12 protein-coding genes are annotated in these 16,575 nt (G+C 38.5%); 5 read left to right on the top strand and 7 right to left on the bottom strand.

The window, feature by feature from the left end:
- Window positions 1-330: 330 nt before the first annotated feature.
- Complete coding sequence (locus tag GQR47_RS05530; protein WP_154903018.1) at window positions 331-1,521, bottom strand: PQQ-dependent sugar dehydrogenase; 1,191 nt, start codon at window positions 1,519-1,521, stop codon at window positions 331-333.
- On the opposite strand from GQR47_RS05530, the gene GQR47_RS05525 reads away from it, so the two are divergent.
- Window positions 1,506-1,958: a hypothetical protein gene (locus GQR47_RS05525; protein ID WP_154903019.1), complete on the top strand. Its 453-nt coding sequence runs from the start codon at window positions 1,506-1,508 to the stop codon at window positions 1,956-1,958. The two genes, GQR47_RS05530 and GQR47_RS05525, sit on opposite strands and share 16 nt — an antisense overlap.
- A gap of 103 nt (window positions 1,959-2,061) precedes the next feature.
- On the opposite strand, the gene GQR47_RS05520 is transcribed toward GQR47_RS05525, so the two are convergent.
- The 4 genes from GQR47_RS05520 to GQR47_RS05505 all read right to left on the bottom strand — a co-directional run bounded on the left by GQR47_RS05520 (window position 2,062) and on the right by GQR47_RS05505 (window position 7,915).
- Window positions 2,062-3,261 carry an Nramp family divalent metal transporter gene (locus GQR47_RS05520; RefSeq protein WP_154903020.1) on the bottom strand — a complete coding sequence of 400 codons (1,200 nt, stop codon included), beginning with the start codon at window positions 3,259-3,261 and terminating at the stop codon, window positions 2,062-2,064.
- A gap of 293 nt (window positions 3,262-3,554) precedes the next feature.
- Entirely contained in the window at window positions 3,555-4,817 is a 1,263-nt protein-coding gene (locus tag GQR47_RS05515; protein ID WP_154903021.1) for a valine--pyruvate transaminase, read from the bottom strand.
- A 136-nt stretch (window positions 4,818-4,953) separates the two neighbouring features.
- Window positions 4,954-5,613 (bottom strand): glutathione S-transferase, encoded by a 660-nt coding sequence (locus tag GQR47_RS05510; RefSeq protein WP_154903022.1) that lies wholly within the window; start codon window positions 5,611-5,613, stop codon window positions 4,954-4,956.
- A 10-nt stretch (window positions 5,614-5,623) separates the two neighbouring features.
- Window positions 5,624-7,915 carry a peptidase U32 family protein gene (locus tag GQR47_RS05505; protein WP_154903023.1) on the bottom strand — a complete coding sequence of 764 codons (2,292 nt, stop codon included), beginning with the start codon at window positions 7,913-7,915 and terminating at the stop codon, window positions 5,624-5,626.
- 459 nt (window positions 7,916-8,374) lie between these two features.
- On the opposite strand from GQR47_RS05505, the gene GQR47_RS05500 reads away from it, so the two are divergent.
- The 3 genes from GQR47_RS05500 (at window position 8,375) to GQR47_RS05490 (ending at window position 12,652) form a co-directional block, all read left to right on the top strand.
- Window positions 8,375-9,478 carry an endonuclease/exonuclease/phosphatase family protein gene (locus tag GQR47_RS05500; RefSeq protein WP_024595515.1) on the top strand — a complete coding sequence of 368 codons (1,104 nt, stop codon included), beginning with the start codon at window positions 8,375-8,377 and terminating at the stop codon, window positions 9,476-9,478.
- A gap of 177 nt (window positions 9,479-9,655) precedes the next feature.
- Window positions 9,656-12,043 (top strand): GGDEF domain-containing protein, encoded by a 2,388-nt coding sequence (locus GQR47_RS05495; protein WP_024595514.1) that lies wholly within the window; start codon window positions 9,656-9,658, stop codon window positions 12,041-12,043.
- A 189-nt stretch (window positions 12,044-12,232) separates the two neighbouring features.
- Window positions 12,233-12,652, top strand: a complete 420-nt coding sequence (locus GQR47_RS05490) for an MAPEG family protein (RefSeq protein WP_002963227.1) — start codon at window positions 12,233-12,235, stop codon at window positions 12,650-12,652.
- 127 nt (window positions 12,653-12,779) lie between these two features.
- Here GQR47_RS05490 and GQR47_RS05485 read toward each other — a convergent pair whose 3' ends face one another.
- Together GQR47_RS05485 and GQR47_RS05480 are read right to left on the bottom strand one after the other, a co-directional pair.
- The gene (locus GQR47_RS05485) at window positions 12,780-14,627 is read right to left on the bottom strand and encodes an ABC transporter ATP-binding protein (protein ID WP_165723623.1); all 1,848 of its coding nucleotides are present in this window, start codon (window positions 14,625-14,627) and stop codon (window positions 12,780-12,782) included.
- 97 nt (window positions 14,628-14,724) lie between these two features.
- A complete protein-coding gene (locus GQR47_RS05480) occupies window positions 14,725-15,561 on the bottom strand; it encodes a hypothetical protein (protein ID WP_024594956.1) in 837 nt (278 codons plus the stop codon).
- A gap of 428 nt (window positions 15,562-15,989) precedes the next feature.
- Here GQR47_RS05480 and GQR47_RS05475 point away from each other — a divergent pair, with 428 nt between their 5' ends.
- Window positions 15,990-16,457 (top strand): GFA family protein, encoded by a 468-nt coding sequence (locus tag GQR47_RS05475; protein ID WP_024594955.1) that lies wholly within the window; start codon window positions 15,990-15,992, stop codon window positions 16,455-16,457.
- The last annotated feature ends 118 nt before the right edge of the window (window positions 16,458-16,575 follow it).

Raw genomic sequence — 16,575 nt, 5'->3', positions numbered from 1 at the left:
ATCTCGCACCATTGAATTTATGATCACTACCAGCTTTCGTTAGACTTCCTAGCTTTCACTAGACGTTTTAAAATTTGAATTGGCATGCCAGTTGTATGAAAGTACACAGTTTTTATCACTAAACCGAGACCATGTAAAGGCTGCTGGTGGTGGCAATACAATATATGGATTATTAGGCTCTCCATTTTTTAGAAAATACCAAGCTATATTAAATTTTGGTACTCATACACTCACAATTAGTGAGCCATTGTCTGATTGTGAGTGATTAAAGCGGTTCCCTAAAGCCGCTATTATCCTCTAAAAGCGAAGCGCCTTAACTCTCTTTGTGAACTAATTTGGCTTCACTAACATCAGCTCTGCATTTTTTCCATCCATTAATACCGCGACGTTACCCTTATCAGTTATAAACACATCTCTTAACCTGCCTGCGGCATTAGGAAATACGTGAGACTGTGTAAATTCACCACTTAGCAGATTAACGCTGTAGAGCTTTTTATCAACAAGGGTAGTGATAAGCACATGTTGCTGTAACGAAGGAAAAGCTGCATGTTTAGAGCCGTAATACGCCATGCCTGATGGCGCTATTGATGGAGTCCAATTAACACTTGGTTTTTGCATGCCTTTATATTCGGTAAAGGGTGAAATACGCGCTTGCGAGTAATCTTTGCCATAGGTGATTACCGGCCAGCCATAATTAGTGCTAGCGGTTAAGTAGTTTAGCTCGTCACCGCCTGCAGGGCCGTGCTCGTGGCTAACAATTTGCTGCGTATCGTAATCATAAACTAAGCCTTGAGGGTTACGATGACCAAGTGAGTAGACAGCATGTGCATTTAGGTTTTTATGATAAATAAATGGGTTATCTGTTGGAATGGTGCCATCTAGGTTTATACGTAATATTTTACCAAGTTGGCTGGTGATAACTTGTGCTTGCTCTCTAAAGTCAAACCCATCGCCCGTTGAAACTAATAATGTATTGTCGGGTAAGACAAGGGCGCGTCCTGCGTAATGTTGCGGTGTGTTTTTATCAGTCGCTACTTTATAAATAACGTTAGGCTTTGAAAAGTCAGTGCCATTAAACGTGGCTTTGGCAACAACCAGCCTGTTTGCGCTTGCATCACCTTGGGCATAAGTAAAAATAACTTCTTTTGAGTCGTTATAATCTGGTGATAAAACAATGTCGAGTAAACCACCTTGGCCCGCAACGTATAAGCCCTCAAGGTTTAATTTTACTCTTGATTGCACGTTGTTCTTAACTATAACTACATGACCATCACGCTCTGTAATTAACCATGTGCCGTTTGGTAGTTCAACCATGCTCCACGGAGACTGTAATTGCGTAGCCAGTGTTTGTGTACTGTATTGCTCCTTTGGTAGCGCAGCGCTTGCATTAACAGAAAACGCACAAAGCGAAAGCAGAGTAAAAAAAGAGATACATTGTTTACCGGGCAAGCCTTTGCTAGCATGGCCAGTATAAGAAAAAAGCTTTATTTTAAGTTGAGATAACCATGTCGTTTTTAACACGTGTATTGCCTTCATTTTTAGTTTCTTGGTTACTTACATTCACACTAGCTAGCTTGTTTCATAGCCAATACGTTGTCAATCAATTAGTTAATGTAGGTGTAGTGGTGGGCTTTAGTGATCGTGCTAGTTTAACGCTTGATGATTGGTTAGGCCTATTACCTACCTACGGCGCTATTATTGCCGTAGCACTTGCCATCGCTTTTTTTGTTACCGCAAAGCTTAATAAAAAGGTTCAAAAATACAGTACTCAGTTATTTGTTATTGCTGGCATTGTGGCATTTGCTATTGTGTTAATTGCCATTGAATCAATTATGAATATTCATATTATAGCGGGCGCAAGAGGCTGGGGTTTTTATGCTCAACTGCTTGCAGGCGCGGTAGGTGGTTTTACATTTTCGCAATTATTTAAAGTAACTAAAAACCAAAAAGCGTGTTAGATGTGTGAATATAAGTACGGTTTATACGTTATATAGTGATTAATAAATAAAGCCCGCTGTTTATTATAAACAGCGGGCTTTAAATATGGCCTTTAGAAATTAATTAAAAAATTAAACTAATCAGTTTGTAGCTACTTAACCCAAAAATTAGGATTAAAACGGGTAGGGTTACCAGGTTTAACAGCAAAGAATTTGTGTAGTTTCCCATAACCCCTTTTTGATTAACCAGCCATACAAGGTAGGTGCTAACAATAGGGAGTAATAACCCGTTAGCCGCTTGCGCGAATATAATTACCGCGACAGGGTCTAAACCGAGTGACGCCACCGCAGCACCAAACAATAAAATAACAATAGCGACGCCTTTAAAGCGCGTGTTGCTCATATTGTTAGACCAGCCTAACATGCCACACACAGCATAAGCACCGGCAAGCGGCGCTGTAATAGCACTTGTTAAACCTGCAGCAAATAAGCCAATAGCAAAAAAGTAATGAGCGGCGTCGCCAAGCAATGGCTCTAGTTGCACGGCCATGTTAGCCGCACTAATTTGCCCCGCATCGGTGCCATAAAATGCAACTGAAGCTGTAGATAAAATAGCTAAAGTGATCACACCGCCCAAAGTGATTGATAGGCCTGTATCAACATTTGTTTGTTTAATCATTTTTTGCATGTCGCTGTTACTGTCGTGTCTAGCAGCGAGTACGCCGGAGTGCAAAAATAAGTTATACGGCACAATGGTAGTGCCAACTAAAGCTAGTATGGTTGTAATAGAGCCTTCAGGCATACTAGGAATAAAACCAGCAAATACATCACCCAGTGAAGGCGCTGCCATTACAAGTGTTGAGATAAACACTAAGCTCATTAAAATAACGAGTAAAATTAGCGCGTTTTCAACCACTTTATGTTTGCCGCTATACAGTAAAGCTGCACTAAAAAAAGCAATAAGTGGTGTCCATAGTTGGGAGCTAACTTGAGGGAATATTTCAATTAATCCCATGCTAGCGCCACTTAAATTACCCGCTTCATAAGCTGCACTGCCCACACCAATGGCGCTGATGACTAAAAATATAGCTAAAGATTTAAATAAAGGCGTTTGAATATGTGCTCTGAGCGCTTGAGCTAAATCTTGCCCGGTGGCAACGCCAAGGCGCGCCGCCATAGATTGTAATAATATAGTGGCAATTACTGAAAACAGTAATGTCCATATAAGTGCAAAACCAAAGTTTGCACCTGCCACGCTGGCGGTAGTAATGGTCCCTGGTCCAATGAAGGCAGCGGTGACGAGTAGTCCTGGTCCTAATCGCATAATTGACCTTAATAGTGCTATTGCATGTTGCTATTTAAAGTTACATCTTACGTTTAAAACCAATATTTATACGCGATGCCGATTGTGTTAAAGCTGTCACTTACAGTAAGTGCCTTGCAGCAGTATTCGCTCCTTGACGATTTCTTTTTTATAAGCATATATTAAAAAAGGGCGCGTAGGATACCAACTTGTATATAGATTTAAAGGGGATACAGTGCATTTGCATGAATTTTAAACGAATATATAAGCGAGTTAAATGAATGATGCCGATATTTATATCGGCATCAGTATATTTACTTTATTAGGCTTCTAATCGCTTCTAAGCCTTTTTTTAGGGTGTCTGCATCGGTAGCATAGTTAATACGAATACACTCGTGCTTGTGCGCCCAATCATCGTCAATGCCGATAAAAAAGTTGTGACCTGGGATCACAAACACGTCTTGCTCTTTAAGTTGTTGATACAACACCTCGCTTGTTATTTTTGTATCTTTAAACCACAGCCACATAAAAAATGCACCTTCAACTTTGTGCAAATAAACAGGCAGTTCGGCAAATACTTCGTCAAACAACTCAATCGCTATGTGTGCTTTATTACGATAAAAAGGCAGTACAACGTTGCGGCACAGTGGCAGTAGTTCGTTGTCGTTAATTAAGCGTGTCACTAAGCTTGGGCCAATACTATTTGGCGATAACACCATGCTGCCGTTTACGCGGCCAATTGCTTTAATAATCTCATTGTTTGCAACTACAATACCGCTGCGTAAACCCGGTAGGCCCAGTTTTGAAAGTGACATACATAAAATTATATTTGAGTTCCACGTTAGGTTTGCATCGGTGTAAATACAACCTGGAAACGGATCGCCATATGCGTTATCAATAATGAGTGGAATACCATATTGCTTAGCAAGCAAATCAAGGTGTTTTACTTCATCGTCAGTAATTACATTACCTGTTGGGTTGGTTGGGCGTGATACGCACAGCGCGCTTATACTGCTGTCGTTTGCTAGTGTTTTCTCAACTGCTTTAAAATCAATGACGTATTTAAACTGTTTTGATGTGCTGCCTGTATTTAAAATTTCGATATCAGGCTTTATGGCAACAAACATATCAGCCGATAAACCTTGATCGGCATAACCTATGTACTCTGGCGCGAGGGGGAATAAAATCTTTTTTTGGCTGCCATCCGGCATTTCGCCTGCCAACATATTAAACAGCACAAAAAAGTTAGCTTGACTGCCATTACCGAGTGCTACGTTATCAGCGCTAATATCCCATGCGTACTCTTTACTTAGCTGGCCAGCTAATGCAGCTCTAAACTCGTCGTTACCGGTTGGGCCATCGTAAAGCCCAAATACTTGCGATACTTTATTGCTGGCAACAAGTTTTTGTAATTCACTTAAAAAAACCTCATTTACTTGTGGTACTAATGCGGGATTACCGCCACCCAGCATAACAATATTAGGATTGTTACTGTTTTTAGCCCCGCCTAAGTCTTCCATTAATTGGGTAATGCCGTTGGGTTGTGTAAATTTAGTGCCAAAGTTTGAGTAGTTCATAATGCATAGCGTTTGTTAATAATGGGGAGGGCAGTATAGCGTAAATATAGGGCTTAAATCCGATGATGAGAATAATTCAATGCTGAGATTTACAGCTAGTTAAAGTAATGTAATTCCTTATAAAACAAAGGCTAAGTTAAGACTTTTTAACGCCGTATAAAAACTCTTCGCCGCAGTCCATATACAAATCAAATTTGGCCATGACTTTGGTGAAAATAGGGGCGTGTAAAAACTCGTTTAACCATGCACGAACATGCGTATATTCACTTTGTAAGTACCAGTGTTTATCTACGCGGGCAAACTGTCTAATAAATGGCAGCAGGGCATAATCGGCTAGACTTTTTTCATCGCCTATTAAGTATTTATGCGTGGTTAGTTTTACTTCAAATTGCTTAATAAACTCTTCGCAGGCTTTTTGATAATAAATTTGTGCCATGTCTTTTGTACGAGCATAAAATTTGTACTTTTCGAGCACCGGTTTAAATTGCGTGTCGTTTAGCTTAATTAACTCAAGCATGCGCTCAAGTGCTAATGGGTCTTGAGTATGCAGTAAATTATGCGGATCGTTTTGCTTTAAAGCCCACAGCATTATATCGAGGCTTTCATCTATAACTTGGTTATTAGGCAGTAATAAAACAGGCACAGTGCCTTTAGGCGATATTTGCAACAGATGCGGCGGTTTATTTTTAGTTTTTATAGCGCGTAGAAGTACTTGTTGCTCTGCCATTAAAATACCCATTCGTGCACGCATTGCGTATGGGCAGTGTTGTAATGAATATAATAATGGCAATGTCATGTTAGTTACCTTAGCTGTTTAGGCCTTCAACATACTGCTGGCGGGTTTGTACTTTAACCAAGCTATTTAAGTGTTCAACCGCTTGTGTTTGCCCGTTAATTAAATCTTGAAAATGCGCAAGTAACACGGCTTTATCCAGTTTTTCTTTATCGCCTGAGCCAATGTCGGTTAAATCAATCATAAATTCGTCAAATTTGTCGGCAAAGTCACTCACAATATCCATGTTTAAAAATTGCTCATGGTTGTAAATACTTGGGTAGCCGCCTTTTTGTTTATCAATAGCAAAGCTAATACCTTTAACATTGGTAACGGTGGTTTCTTTTTTACAGCTCAGCATACAGCTTGCGTCAATACGTGGTTTTTTACATCCTACTGTTTGCTGGAAAAAACATTGTCGGCTAGTCATCATTAGTATTGGATGATAAATGCTGTACATCATTTTAAAATTGTTAGGGCGTTTAATATTACGCATTTGTGGTTTGTTTATTTCGTTTGAAATAAACGCGCCTTTTGCGTTTAAATCTTCTTGTAGTGTTAGTAACGCATAAGAGTTTGTGGTGTTTAACAACGGGCCTGCAATCCAGTCAATACCCATTTGTACTGCTTTAAATGCAACGCCTGTGTTGTTACTAATAATAAGCTTAGGTTTTACAACCTCGAGCAAACGTACCGCTTCTTCAAAATCTTTACCAATTAACACCGCCGGAAACCACGGAATTAAATGTGGGTGCTCTAAAAATACATTAATGTATTTATCGTTATCGGTTCTAAAGCTCTCTGGTAATTTAAAGTAAACATCGCCATCTGTTAAATCACATAGATGAACGTCTTTTATGTCCGATATTAAAATAGAGAGTGTTGTTTTGTTATCGGCTTTAGGGTGGTTTACTAGTTTTGGCAGTTCAACAGGGGCGAGGACGTCTTTGCCTTCGTTTAATAAAAACGCGACTTGCTTTTTAATACGGGCAAGCTCTTTAAACGGAATGCTTAAGTTGTTGCCTAAGTTTGAGTAATCCATATTTTTAATTTCAAAATTGGCATTACTAAAGGTTTTAAAGCGTTTATCAATAGCTGCAATGTCCACAATCGATTTATCGGCGGTTTGCATAGGCATTTGCGATTGAACTTCAAAGCGTAGAGGTTGCAGAGCGCTTTGCTCTGCTAGGGTGTTGTCGTGTTTATCGTTTATTGTCAGTGTTACTGTAAATGGCTGGTTTAATTGGCCGCTAAACTCAAAGCGTAGTTCTCGCTTTGAAATATCTAAAAACTCAATTTTCTTTTTAACTAACGTATCAATGTCATTTTTTTCTGCGGCGAGCTCTTGTTGTGCATCGTAAATTTGCACAACCGAAATCGCGTTACTCTTTTCGTTAGCGTGATTAAAGCTATGGTCGCGCGGGTTGTCGGTAAACATGTTTTTTGTCATGTCACCTTGCAAAAACTTATTAGTAAAATTACGGTTAAATACTTTGTATAAGCTTGAATCGTCTTCAATTAAGTTACCTGTTTGTACAAAGGTATCTATTTGTTTGCGCCAGCTATCAATAACGGTATGAACGTAGTTAGCACCTTTAATGCGACCTTCTACTTTTAACGAGTCAACACCTGCGGCTACCAGCTCTGGTAAATCAAAATAGGCTGAATTGTCTTTTAAGTTTAACGGATGTTTGTTACCCATAGCCGTTGGCTCGTATTCATCACGACATGCTTGTGAGCAACGACCACGGTTACCTGAGTTACCCACACTTACTGAGCTTGAATAACATTGCCCCGAAAACGCAATACACAATGCACCATGTACAAACACCTCGGTTAATACATCACATTTGTGCGCTACGTCGGTCAATATTTTAATTTCAGTTAGGTTAAGCTCGCGCGATAAATTTACACGTGTAGCGCCAATGCGCGCTAAAAACTCAACCTGTGATTCGTTATGGGTGGTTAACTGAGTTGATGCGTGAATATGCAAAGTAGGAAAGTGCTTTTTAACTATATTGAATAACCCTAAATCTTGCACAATAATGCCATCGAGCGTGGTATTTACGAGTTGGTTAAGTAGCTTAAATAGCGCTCCCATTTCGTGCTCTAATATAACTACGTTTAGCGTTAAAAATATTTCACAGCCGTATTCATGGGCTAGGCGAAGTGCGCCGTTAAGCTCATCAAACGAAAGATTAGACGCTCGGTTACGTGCATTAAAGGTATCTAATCCACAATAAACCGCATTAGCACCGGCTACAATGGCGGCTTTTACCGCGTTAACATCACCGCCTGGGGCTAATAGTTCAATCTTTCTACTCATTACAATGTCGCTTCGCTCATATTTAATTGCCGCGAATTTTATATGGTTAAGCACGTTAATGCTATTTATTGAGGGATATAATAAAGACTAATACCAATTCGCTTAATTAAGTGATCTATTTTGAGGCTGGAAAAACGGGTTGATAGCTAGGCAAAAAATTCGCTATTTAGTTGTTCTAAATGAGAATTTTTTAACACAGGTAGCGACACGTTTAGCCCAGCAAAATGATTAAGTATTATTGCGGATTGGTATAAAGTAAAAGAGTGTATAAAATTACAATTAAGCTGGCTGATTTATTACGTAAACATGTAATAAAATGATAGTTTATAAGCCAGCAACACTTTCAACTTTACTTAGGCGAACCCCATCAGCAATCAAGATCTTAAACAGTTAGATACAGATTTAAAAAGTGATGAATCTGGAATTATTAACACCCAACTAAAAATAGCCACATTTAACCTGTTTAACTATCTTGAGCCGCCCAATGCATACTATGAGTTTGAGAAAATTTATACCGCGCAGCAGTGGGCTAAAAAGCAGCGTTGGATTGTTGATTACTTAACAGAACATGCCCCTGATGTGATTGGTTTTCAGGAAGTGTTTAGCATTGACTCATTAAAAGAGCTAGTAGGCGAGCAAGGTTATAATTACTTTGCTGTAGTTGATACGCCAGAGGTGATTGATGACTTTATTTATAAACGCCCTGTAGTGGCAATCGCCTCTAAATACCCCATAGTTGAAGTAGCAGCGGTTGAGCACGATAGTGAGCTTGCATATGCGCTTGGCCTTAATAGTGAGTTTACTTTTAGTCGTAAAGTACTAAGAGCAACTATAACGCTGCCGCATATAGGCAATACTGATTGTTACGTGGTGCATTTTAAATCTAAGCGCCCAATGATTAATGTCGATGAGCATAATAAAGAGCTTACACCCGAGCAAAACATAATTGAAATTTTAAAAGCGAATGTAGCGGGTGGGTGGGGCTCAACTATTCAGCGTGGCAGTGAAGCTACATTACTAATGATACAAATGATTGCCCGTCGCGAAGCTACGCAACAACCCATGCTATTAATGGGGGACTTTAATAATGAACTAGCGGATGGCGTATTAAGCCATTTACTGACAAGTACGCTACGCTTTGCGCCTGCATTTGATGCTAAAACCTACCTCGCTAAATATTGTTTAAATGATTCATGGGATTTGTTTGTTAAGTCGCAGCTAAGCGAAGATGAACTGTCTAATGGTGAGGCAATGACTAGCGATGAAATAAGCGATAGTGAAAGCAATAGCATTTTTGATTTAGCTGATGAAAACGAAGCAAAAAATGTTAATGCAACTAAGCTTATGCCCTTAAGAGCACCAACACATTATTATGGCGCGAGCAGCTCCGTGCTTGATTATATTTTATTATCTTGTGAGTTTGATGCCAGCTACCTTGGCAGTTTTTTTGAGGTGATTGAGTATAATACTTATGATCGTCACTTAATTAACCCCGAATTTGAGCGTGATGATTTAAGTACCGATCATGGTATTGTGTTAGTTACACTAAAACTAAGAAGCTAGGCTTGCTATATGCATAATTATGCTAAAATTATAAATTAAAAGTATTCATATAGCAGCAATACTTGATGTATTGCGCCGGTTTGTATATTTTATCATCAGCCTTTTGAATTGTATTAATAATAAATTACTAAAATGGTAAATATGGAATTTTATACCTACTTGAATCATAAGCGAAATATGGATTTACCTTCGCAAATACATAGTTTCATTGTAAAGCGAATTTATAATTTTACATTTTTAGTGAAAGCTTTGCTTTTTGCTTTGTTTGTTAGCTTAAACAGCGCTTACGCACAAGAAACCACCTCATACAGTTTAACTAATGAATCTAATGCAGGGCTGCTAAAAAGAGCTGAATTACTTATAGATACTGACGTTATAACAAGTATTGAACTAAGTAAGTCGTTGTTGTCACAAGCGCAAAGTGCTGATGACACGTTACTCAGCGCAAAGCTACATAACTTGCTAGGTAGGGCGAATAAAAAAAATAACAATATTAATGAATCACTCGAGCACTTTTTACAATCCTCTGTTTACTACAGCAAATTAAATGATTCACGAAACCAAATAAAGGCATCTATTAATTATATAAATATATTATTAGAAGAAAAACGTTATGACGAACTTACTACCCGCATTGAAACTTTATTACCAACAACCCTTGTATATGGCGATGACTTTTTTATAGCGCAAGTGCTCCTTACTAAGGGGGATTCGCTTTATGAACAAAAAAAGTACAATAACGCGAACGCGCAATATACATCTGCTTTAAAATACCTTGTTGACGAAGACGAATTAATACAAAGACAGTTAGGTGAAACGTATAAAAAATTAGCTCAGTCGTATAAACGCCTCAAAAATAGAGAGCAAACGGCTCACTTTTATACAAAAGCTTTAGAGGTATATTCTAATTTAGGTGATTTAAAGCTAATGGCGCGTACTTTAAATACACTAGCAGAAGCACATCGTTATTTAGATAACTTAGTTTTAGCCCTTGATTACTCCACTCGCGCATTAGAAATACATAAAGACATTGACGACCCTGTTGGCTTTGCTAAGGCATTACTAGGGGCGGGTATTATTTATCGTCATATTAACCTTTATGAAAAATCACTTGAACATATAAATGAGGCATATTTATATTATAAAAAAGTAAATAACATGCTTGGGATTGCTAAAACATCAAATCAAATGGGACTGGTATATACACGATTAAGGCAGTTTGATCAGGCCGAATTTTTCTATCAAATAACTATCGATTTGCCAAAAGGTATGGTCGAGGAAAAAACGCTCGCTTCAGCTTTAAGAGAAATGGCTGTTATTAACCTCGAATCTGGCGACTTAGCATCAGCAATGCAATATGCTAAAAAAGCTTATATCACTTATAAAAACAAAAACCTTACATCGTACATTTCTACAACCGCACGTATTATTGGTAATATTTATCGTGCCCAAGGAAATAACAACAAGGCTATAGAGTATTACAAAGAGTCATTGTCGTTTGCCAGAGAAGCAGGTGGTAAACTTTATGAGATAAAGTCGCTTACTGCGCTTGCGGGCATTTTAATTGGTATTGATACAAATGAGGCGATTTCTTTACTAAAAAGGTCACTCGCTTTATCAACCGAAATAGATGATAAGTTACATATGCTATATGCCTATCGTGAAATTCGAATAGCAGAAAAATTGCGTGGTCGTATAGAAGAGTCACTTCGTTATGCAGAAGAAGAAATAGCCCTAACCGATATCATTCAAAATGAAAGAAATGAAGATAAATTGGCGCTTGAAAAAGCACATTTACATTCGCACAAAATGGAAATAGAGCTTGAGACGTTAAGAGAAAAAGAAAAACGCCATAAGCTTGAGCTTGAAAAGAAAAATAATCAAATTGAAATCGCCGCCCAAGCTAGAGTTATATCAGAGCTAGAGCTTTCAAAGAATAAATACGCCAGTATTGCGCTAGCATTTTTATTAGCCGCTTGTTTAGCTATTGTATTACTGGTTTATAGAAGTTTTATTGCCTCTAAAAAACGTAATGAAGAGTTAGACTATTTGGCAGCAAGAGACCCTTTGACCAATTGTTATAACCGTCGTATTTTATTTGAGGTTATGAATCGCGACTTTATGGATTTACCTCAGATTGAAGAGTACTGTATTTTAATGGTCGATATTGATCATTTTAAAAGCGTTAACGACACCTATGGGCATAGCATTGGTGACACAGTACTTTGTGGCGTAGCCGAACTTTTACAAGCTAATATACGTAAAAGTGATAGCGTGGCCCGTTTTGGTGGCGAAGAATTTTGTATTATTTTGCCCAACACAACTCAAGAGCAAGCAATACGTATAGCTGAGGCTATTCGTATTAAAGTTGAAAAAGCGACATTTGAAGATATTCCTGTTACGTGTAGCTTTGGGGTTACGTCTATTAAATTTAAAGCCAGAACACCTTCTGAGTTGATTGAACAGGCTGATTTAGCTCTTTATGAGGCTAAGTCCTTGGGGCGTAATCAGGTAGCGTTATGGGATGCTTCGCTTGAAGAGTTTAAACTTTATAGATCGGAGTAAATCCAGCAGTATACAGTTTAGTTTTGATGTTATTTTTTAAAATTATAACAAGTAAATTTTATACAATGCTGTGTGTTACTTACATATGTAATTCGGTCTATTAGATTAACCCTTTGAATATCAGTGTGTTAGCTTAGGCTTCAAAATTGCAATCAATACTAAGTTAAAAACAAAACAAGGGATTTAATAATGACTGAAGTTGCACTTTCGGCCTATTTGGCATTTTACCTCTATTTAATTATGTTGCTTGTACAGTGGGCTGTGGCTACTTTTAGCAAAGCTAAAGAACCAAATGCTGTACCAGGTAAAATTGACGAGGATTTATCGCACGACAGCTTTATATTTAGAGCACATCGTACGTTTCATAATACGCTTGAAAACAGTGCATTATTTATAGGTACGGTGTTATTTGCGTTTGTAATTAATTATCAAAGCCCGATTTTTGCAATGTGTATTTGGGTGTATTTAATTGCGCGTTTAATTCACATGGCGCTGTACTACGCTATAGCAACGGAGAAAAACCCAAGCCCACGTAGTTACTTTTTTTTAATCGGCGTACTTGCTAATGTGGTTATGCTGATAATGATAGGGTTAAGGCTAATCTCTTAATTTATAAAAAAGTTATAAAATTTATTTATAACGATAAAAAAAGCGAAGAGCCTTTAAGGCATCTTCGCTTTTTTGTTTAAAGTAGAAGCAGAATAAAACTACCTCTACCGTAATGTAATATTAATGGCTAATCGACGCCTATAAACCCGCCTGTTTGGTGTGTCCATAGGGCTGCGTACATTCCACCCTTAGCGATTAATTGTTCATGAGTGCCTTGCTCAACTACGCCGCCGTCATCAAGTACAATTAATCTATCCATTTGTGCAATGGTTGATAGCCTGTGCGCTATGGCAATAACTGTTTTACCTGTCATTAAATCATCAAGACTTGCCTGAATTGCGGCTTCTACTTCTGAGTCGAGTGCGCTGGTGGCTTCGTCGAGTATAAGTATGGGGGCATTTTTAAGTAGTACACGTGCAATAGCAATACGTTGGCGTTGACCGCCTGAAAGCGTAACACCGCGTTCGCCCACTTGTGCATCAAAGCCTTTATTGCCTTTGCTGTCGACCAAGTCGTTTATAAACTCAAGCGCCTTAGCTTGTTTGGTCGCGTTGATCATCTCATCGTGGGTTGCATCGGGGCGACCGTACAAAATATTGTCTTTTACTGAGCGATGAAGCAAGGAGGTATCTTGCGTTACCATTGCTATGTAGCGGCGTAGGCTTTCTTGGCTAACGTCTGTGATGTTTTGCCCATCAATTTTTATTGTTCCAGAGTCGGTATCGTAAAAGCGCAGTAATAAGTTAACAAGTGTTGATTTACCCGCGCCAGAGCGACCGACTAAACCAATTTTTTCGCCAGGTTTAATATTTAAGTTTAAACCGTTCATTACAGGGCTGCGATTAGTCTCTTTTGCAGCTTTGCCGTAGTTAAAGTGTACGTTGTTAAACTCAATAGCACCTTGGCTTACGTTAAGCGTATCAGCATTTGGTTTATCGGCAACTTCGATAGGGTTCGACAGTGTTTTCATACCATCGGCTACGGTGCCAATGTTTTCGAACAAGCTGCTTATTTCCCACATGATCCACTGCGCCATACCGTTTAATCTAAGCGCTAAGCTAACAGCAACAGCAATAGCTCCGGCGCTAATTACGCTAAGCGACCATAAATAAAGTGATACAGCGGCAACAGAAAATACTAATAGGTAATTTAAGCTTTGAATAACAAAGTTTAAACTGGTTACTAAGCGCATTTGCTTGTACACAGGCTGTAAAAATACATCCATGCTTTGTTTTGCGTATTGCTCTTCACGCTGGGTATACGAAAACAATTTAATAGTTGAAATGTTAGTATAACTATCAACAATACGACCAGTCATTTCTGAGCGCGCATCGGCTTGTGAGCTGGCAATTTTTTTAAGGCGCGGTACAAAGTAAAGTTGCACGCAAATGTATAAAACCAACCAAACTAATAAAGGGATCATTAAGCGCCAATCAGCTTCGGCAACTAAAAATACCATTGAGCCAAAATAAACCACGATATACATTAATACATCGAGTAGTTTGGTCACTGTTTCGCGAACGGCTAAAGAAGTTTGCAGTACTTTAGTGGCTATTCTTCCTGCAAATTCATTTTGATAAAAGCTAACACTTTGGCGCAGTAAATAACGATGTGCTAACCAACGAATTGACATAGGATAATTGCCAAGCAATGCTTGGTGCAAAATAGCAGAATGGAAAAAGACAACAATGGGCAATACTAATAACAGCATGACAGCCATTTTAATAAGTTCAGACTTTTGCTCTATAAACAAAGTTTCGGGCGTGTAGGCGGTTAACCAATCAACAAGTTGGCCCATGTAGCTAAATAAAGAAACCTCTAAAATAGCGAGCATGGCGGCACTGATTGACATAAGCAGCAACGACAGTTCCATTCCTTTGGTGTAGTGGCGACAAAAAGCAAATAAAGTAGAAGGCGGCTGAGTGGGTTGGTCCTCAGGAAATGCTTTTGTCATTTTTTCAAATAATCGATACATTTTAAAAACTTAAATGGCAAATAATGACGAGTATCATACCATTTAAGTATTTTTAAATGCAGGTTTGTAGGGCACTAATTATGAGTATTATTCTTATTTATTGCGTTGGGTTACTTAGGTTTATTCCTTCGCTCATGTATAAATCGTCATATCTGAGACCACCATTTCCGTAAGGCTTTTTAATTGGGCCTGTATTACAGTTTGCTAAAAAGTATATAAGAGGTTGTTCGCGCTTCATTCTAAATTGTGCATTTTTATATACCAGCGTTTGACTGTTAAACTCACCACCTTTTACGTAAACATCATATTGCTGACCTTGCTCTGAGGCTGCTGCGTTATTAACAACGTACCATACGTCGTACCAAGTATTTGTTTGCAGAGGTTTAGCTGACTGTTTTGTAGTGTAGTTTTGAATGTTGCTATATCCGCTGTCGGTTTTAACCATTAAAGCGCCATCGTTTACAAACCCGTTTGATTCTGTTTTATCGGTTACGCGAAGTGTTGGCTCAAACGCATCGTACGCATGTTTATTTATTAGCGCTGGAGAAAGGTTACTCAATCCAAAAGCATGGTTATTAGGAAACGCAGCCACGTTTATACGCATATAAAATGTGTAGGTGGCGCCAACTTCAACCGCTTGTGGAAGTTTTGTATAAGAAAGCGCTTTACGATTTCCAACAATGCCATCGCGTGCAGGCTTTTTTAGTAAATAATGATTTATTGATGAGTTTGTTTGTTCTGGTTGTATAACCGTGATTTGAGGGTTTTTGACCTGTGGCTTAGTTTCATTTTGGGTATCGACACTTTGCCAGTCGCTAAGAGAGTTTTCAAAATTATCAATAAGTAGCCAATCGCTCGATGTATTTTTTTGAATGGTTGAACACGACGCTAACGCGCTTAACAAACATAAAAGTGACATGTGTTTAAAATGCATAATTGGGTCTCAGTAAGTTTAGATGTTTTTGGTTAACCAATTATTGTTTTGGCTATAACTTTAAAGCAAAGGTTATGTAACCAATTTAATGTTTTTATGTCAATCACTAAAATAAAAGTTATGGTTTAATAGAGCTTGAGAAATATAATGTTGTTATTGTATTTATAAAATCAACTCAGCAAATTTTAACTGAGTATAAAAATAATTTAATAGTTAGGATGTTATATGTATACGGGTTCGTGTTTGTGTGGTGAAGTAAACGTTGAAGTGTCGGGCAGTATAACTAGGGCGTGTTGATCTTTATGGATTGAAATTTGTTCAATCTAGGGGCGATTTAATCGCGGCGCAAGGTTTGTAACCTAGTGGGCTAAGTAAAAACCGAGCAACAAAGAGTCAATCGTCCCTAGAAAGAACCCAAAGGGCAGCGCATGTTTGGCATCTATGCTGCGTTATCGCCTATGTATGGGGAACAACCACATATCATAGGCTCTGCCTTGCCTAAATACCAAACACACTGCTGCAAATTCAACCACCAAAGAACAACACGCCCTACTATTATTCATTGTCATTGTTCACTGTGCAGAAAAAACAGCAGGACTGCATTTGCAACCAATGGCTTTGTAAATACAAGTGACTTTACAATAACAAAAGGGCAAGAACGACTCAGTGAATATAGTTTTAAAGCAGGGCGCACACGTTATTTTTGTAGATGTTGTGGCTCGCCTGTTTACAGTAGCAATAATGATGACAAAAGCAGAATACGAATTCGTTTAGGAATATTCGATACCGATATTACTGAGCAGGTTTTATCGCATAATTTTGTTACGTCTAAAGCTAACTGGGAGAAGTTAGAAACAAGCTTACCGTGCTATGAAAAACATGAACCTGGGCGGTAAAGCGTTTCATTCAATGTGGTAAATGCTGTTATGAATCGCCCCGTGTTTGCCAGAGACTCAATAACTTGAGAAACTGGAACTATGAAAAAATCAAATCGCTATACATCAGAATTTCGTG

The organism is Pseudoalteromonas sp. Z1A2, assembly GCF_011378755.1.
Lineage (GTDB): Bacteria > Pseudomonadota > Gammaproteobacteria > Enterobacterales > Alteromonadaceae > Pseudoalteromonas > Pseudoalteromonas distincta.
This window is presented reverse-complemented; position numbering and strand designations above follow the sequence as displayed.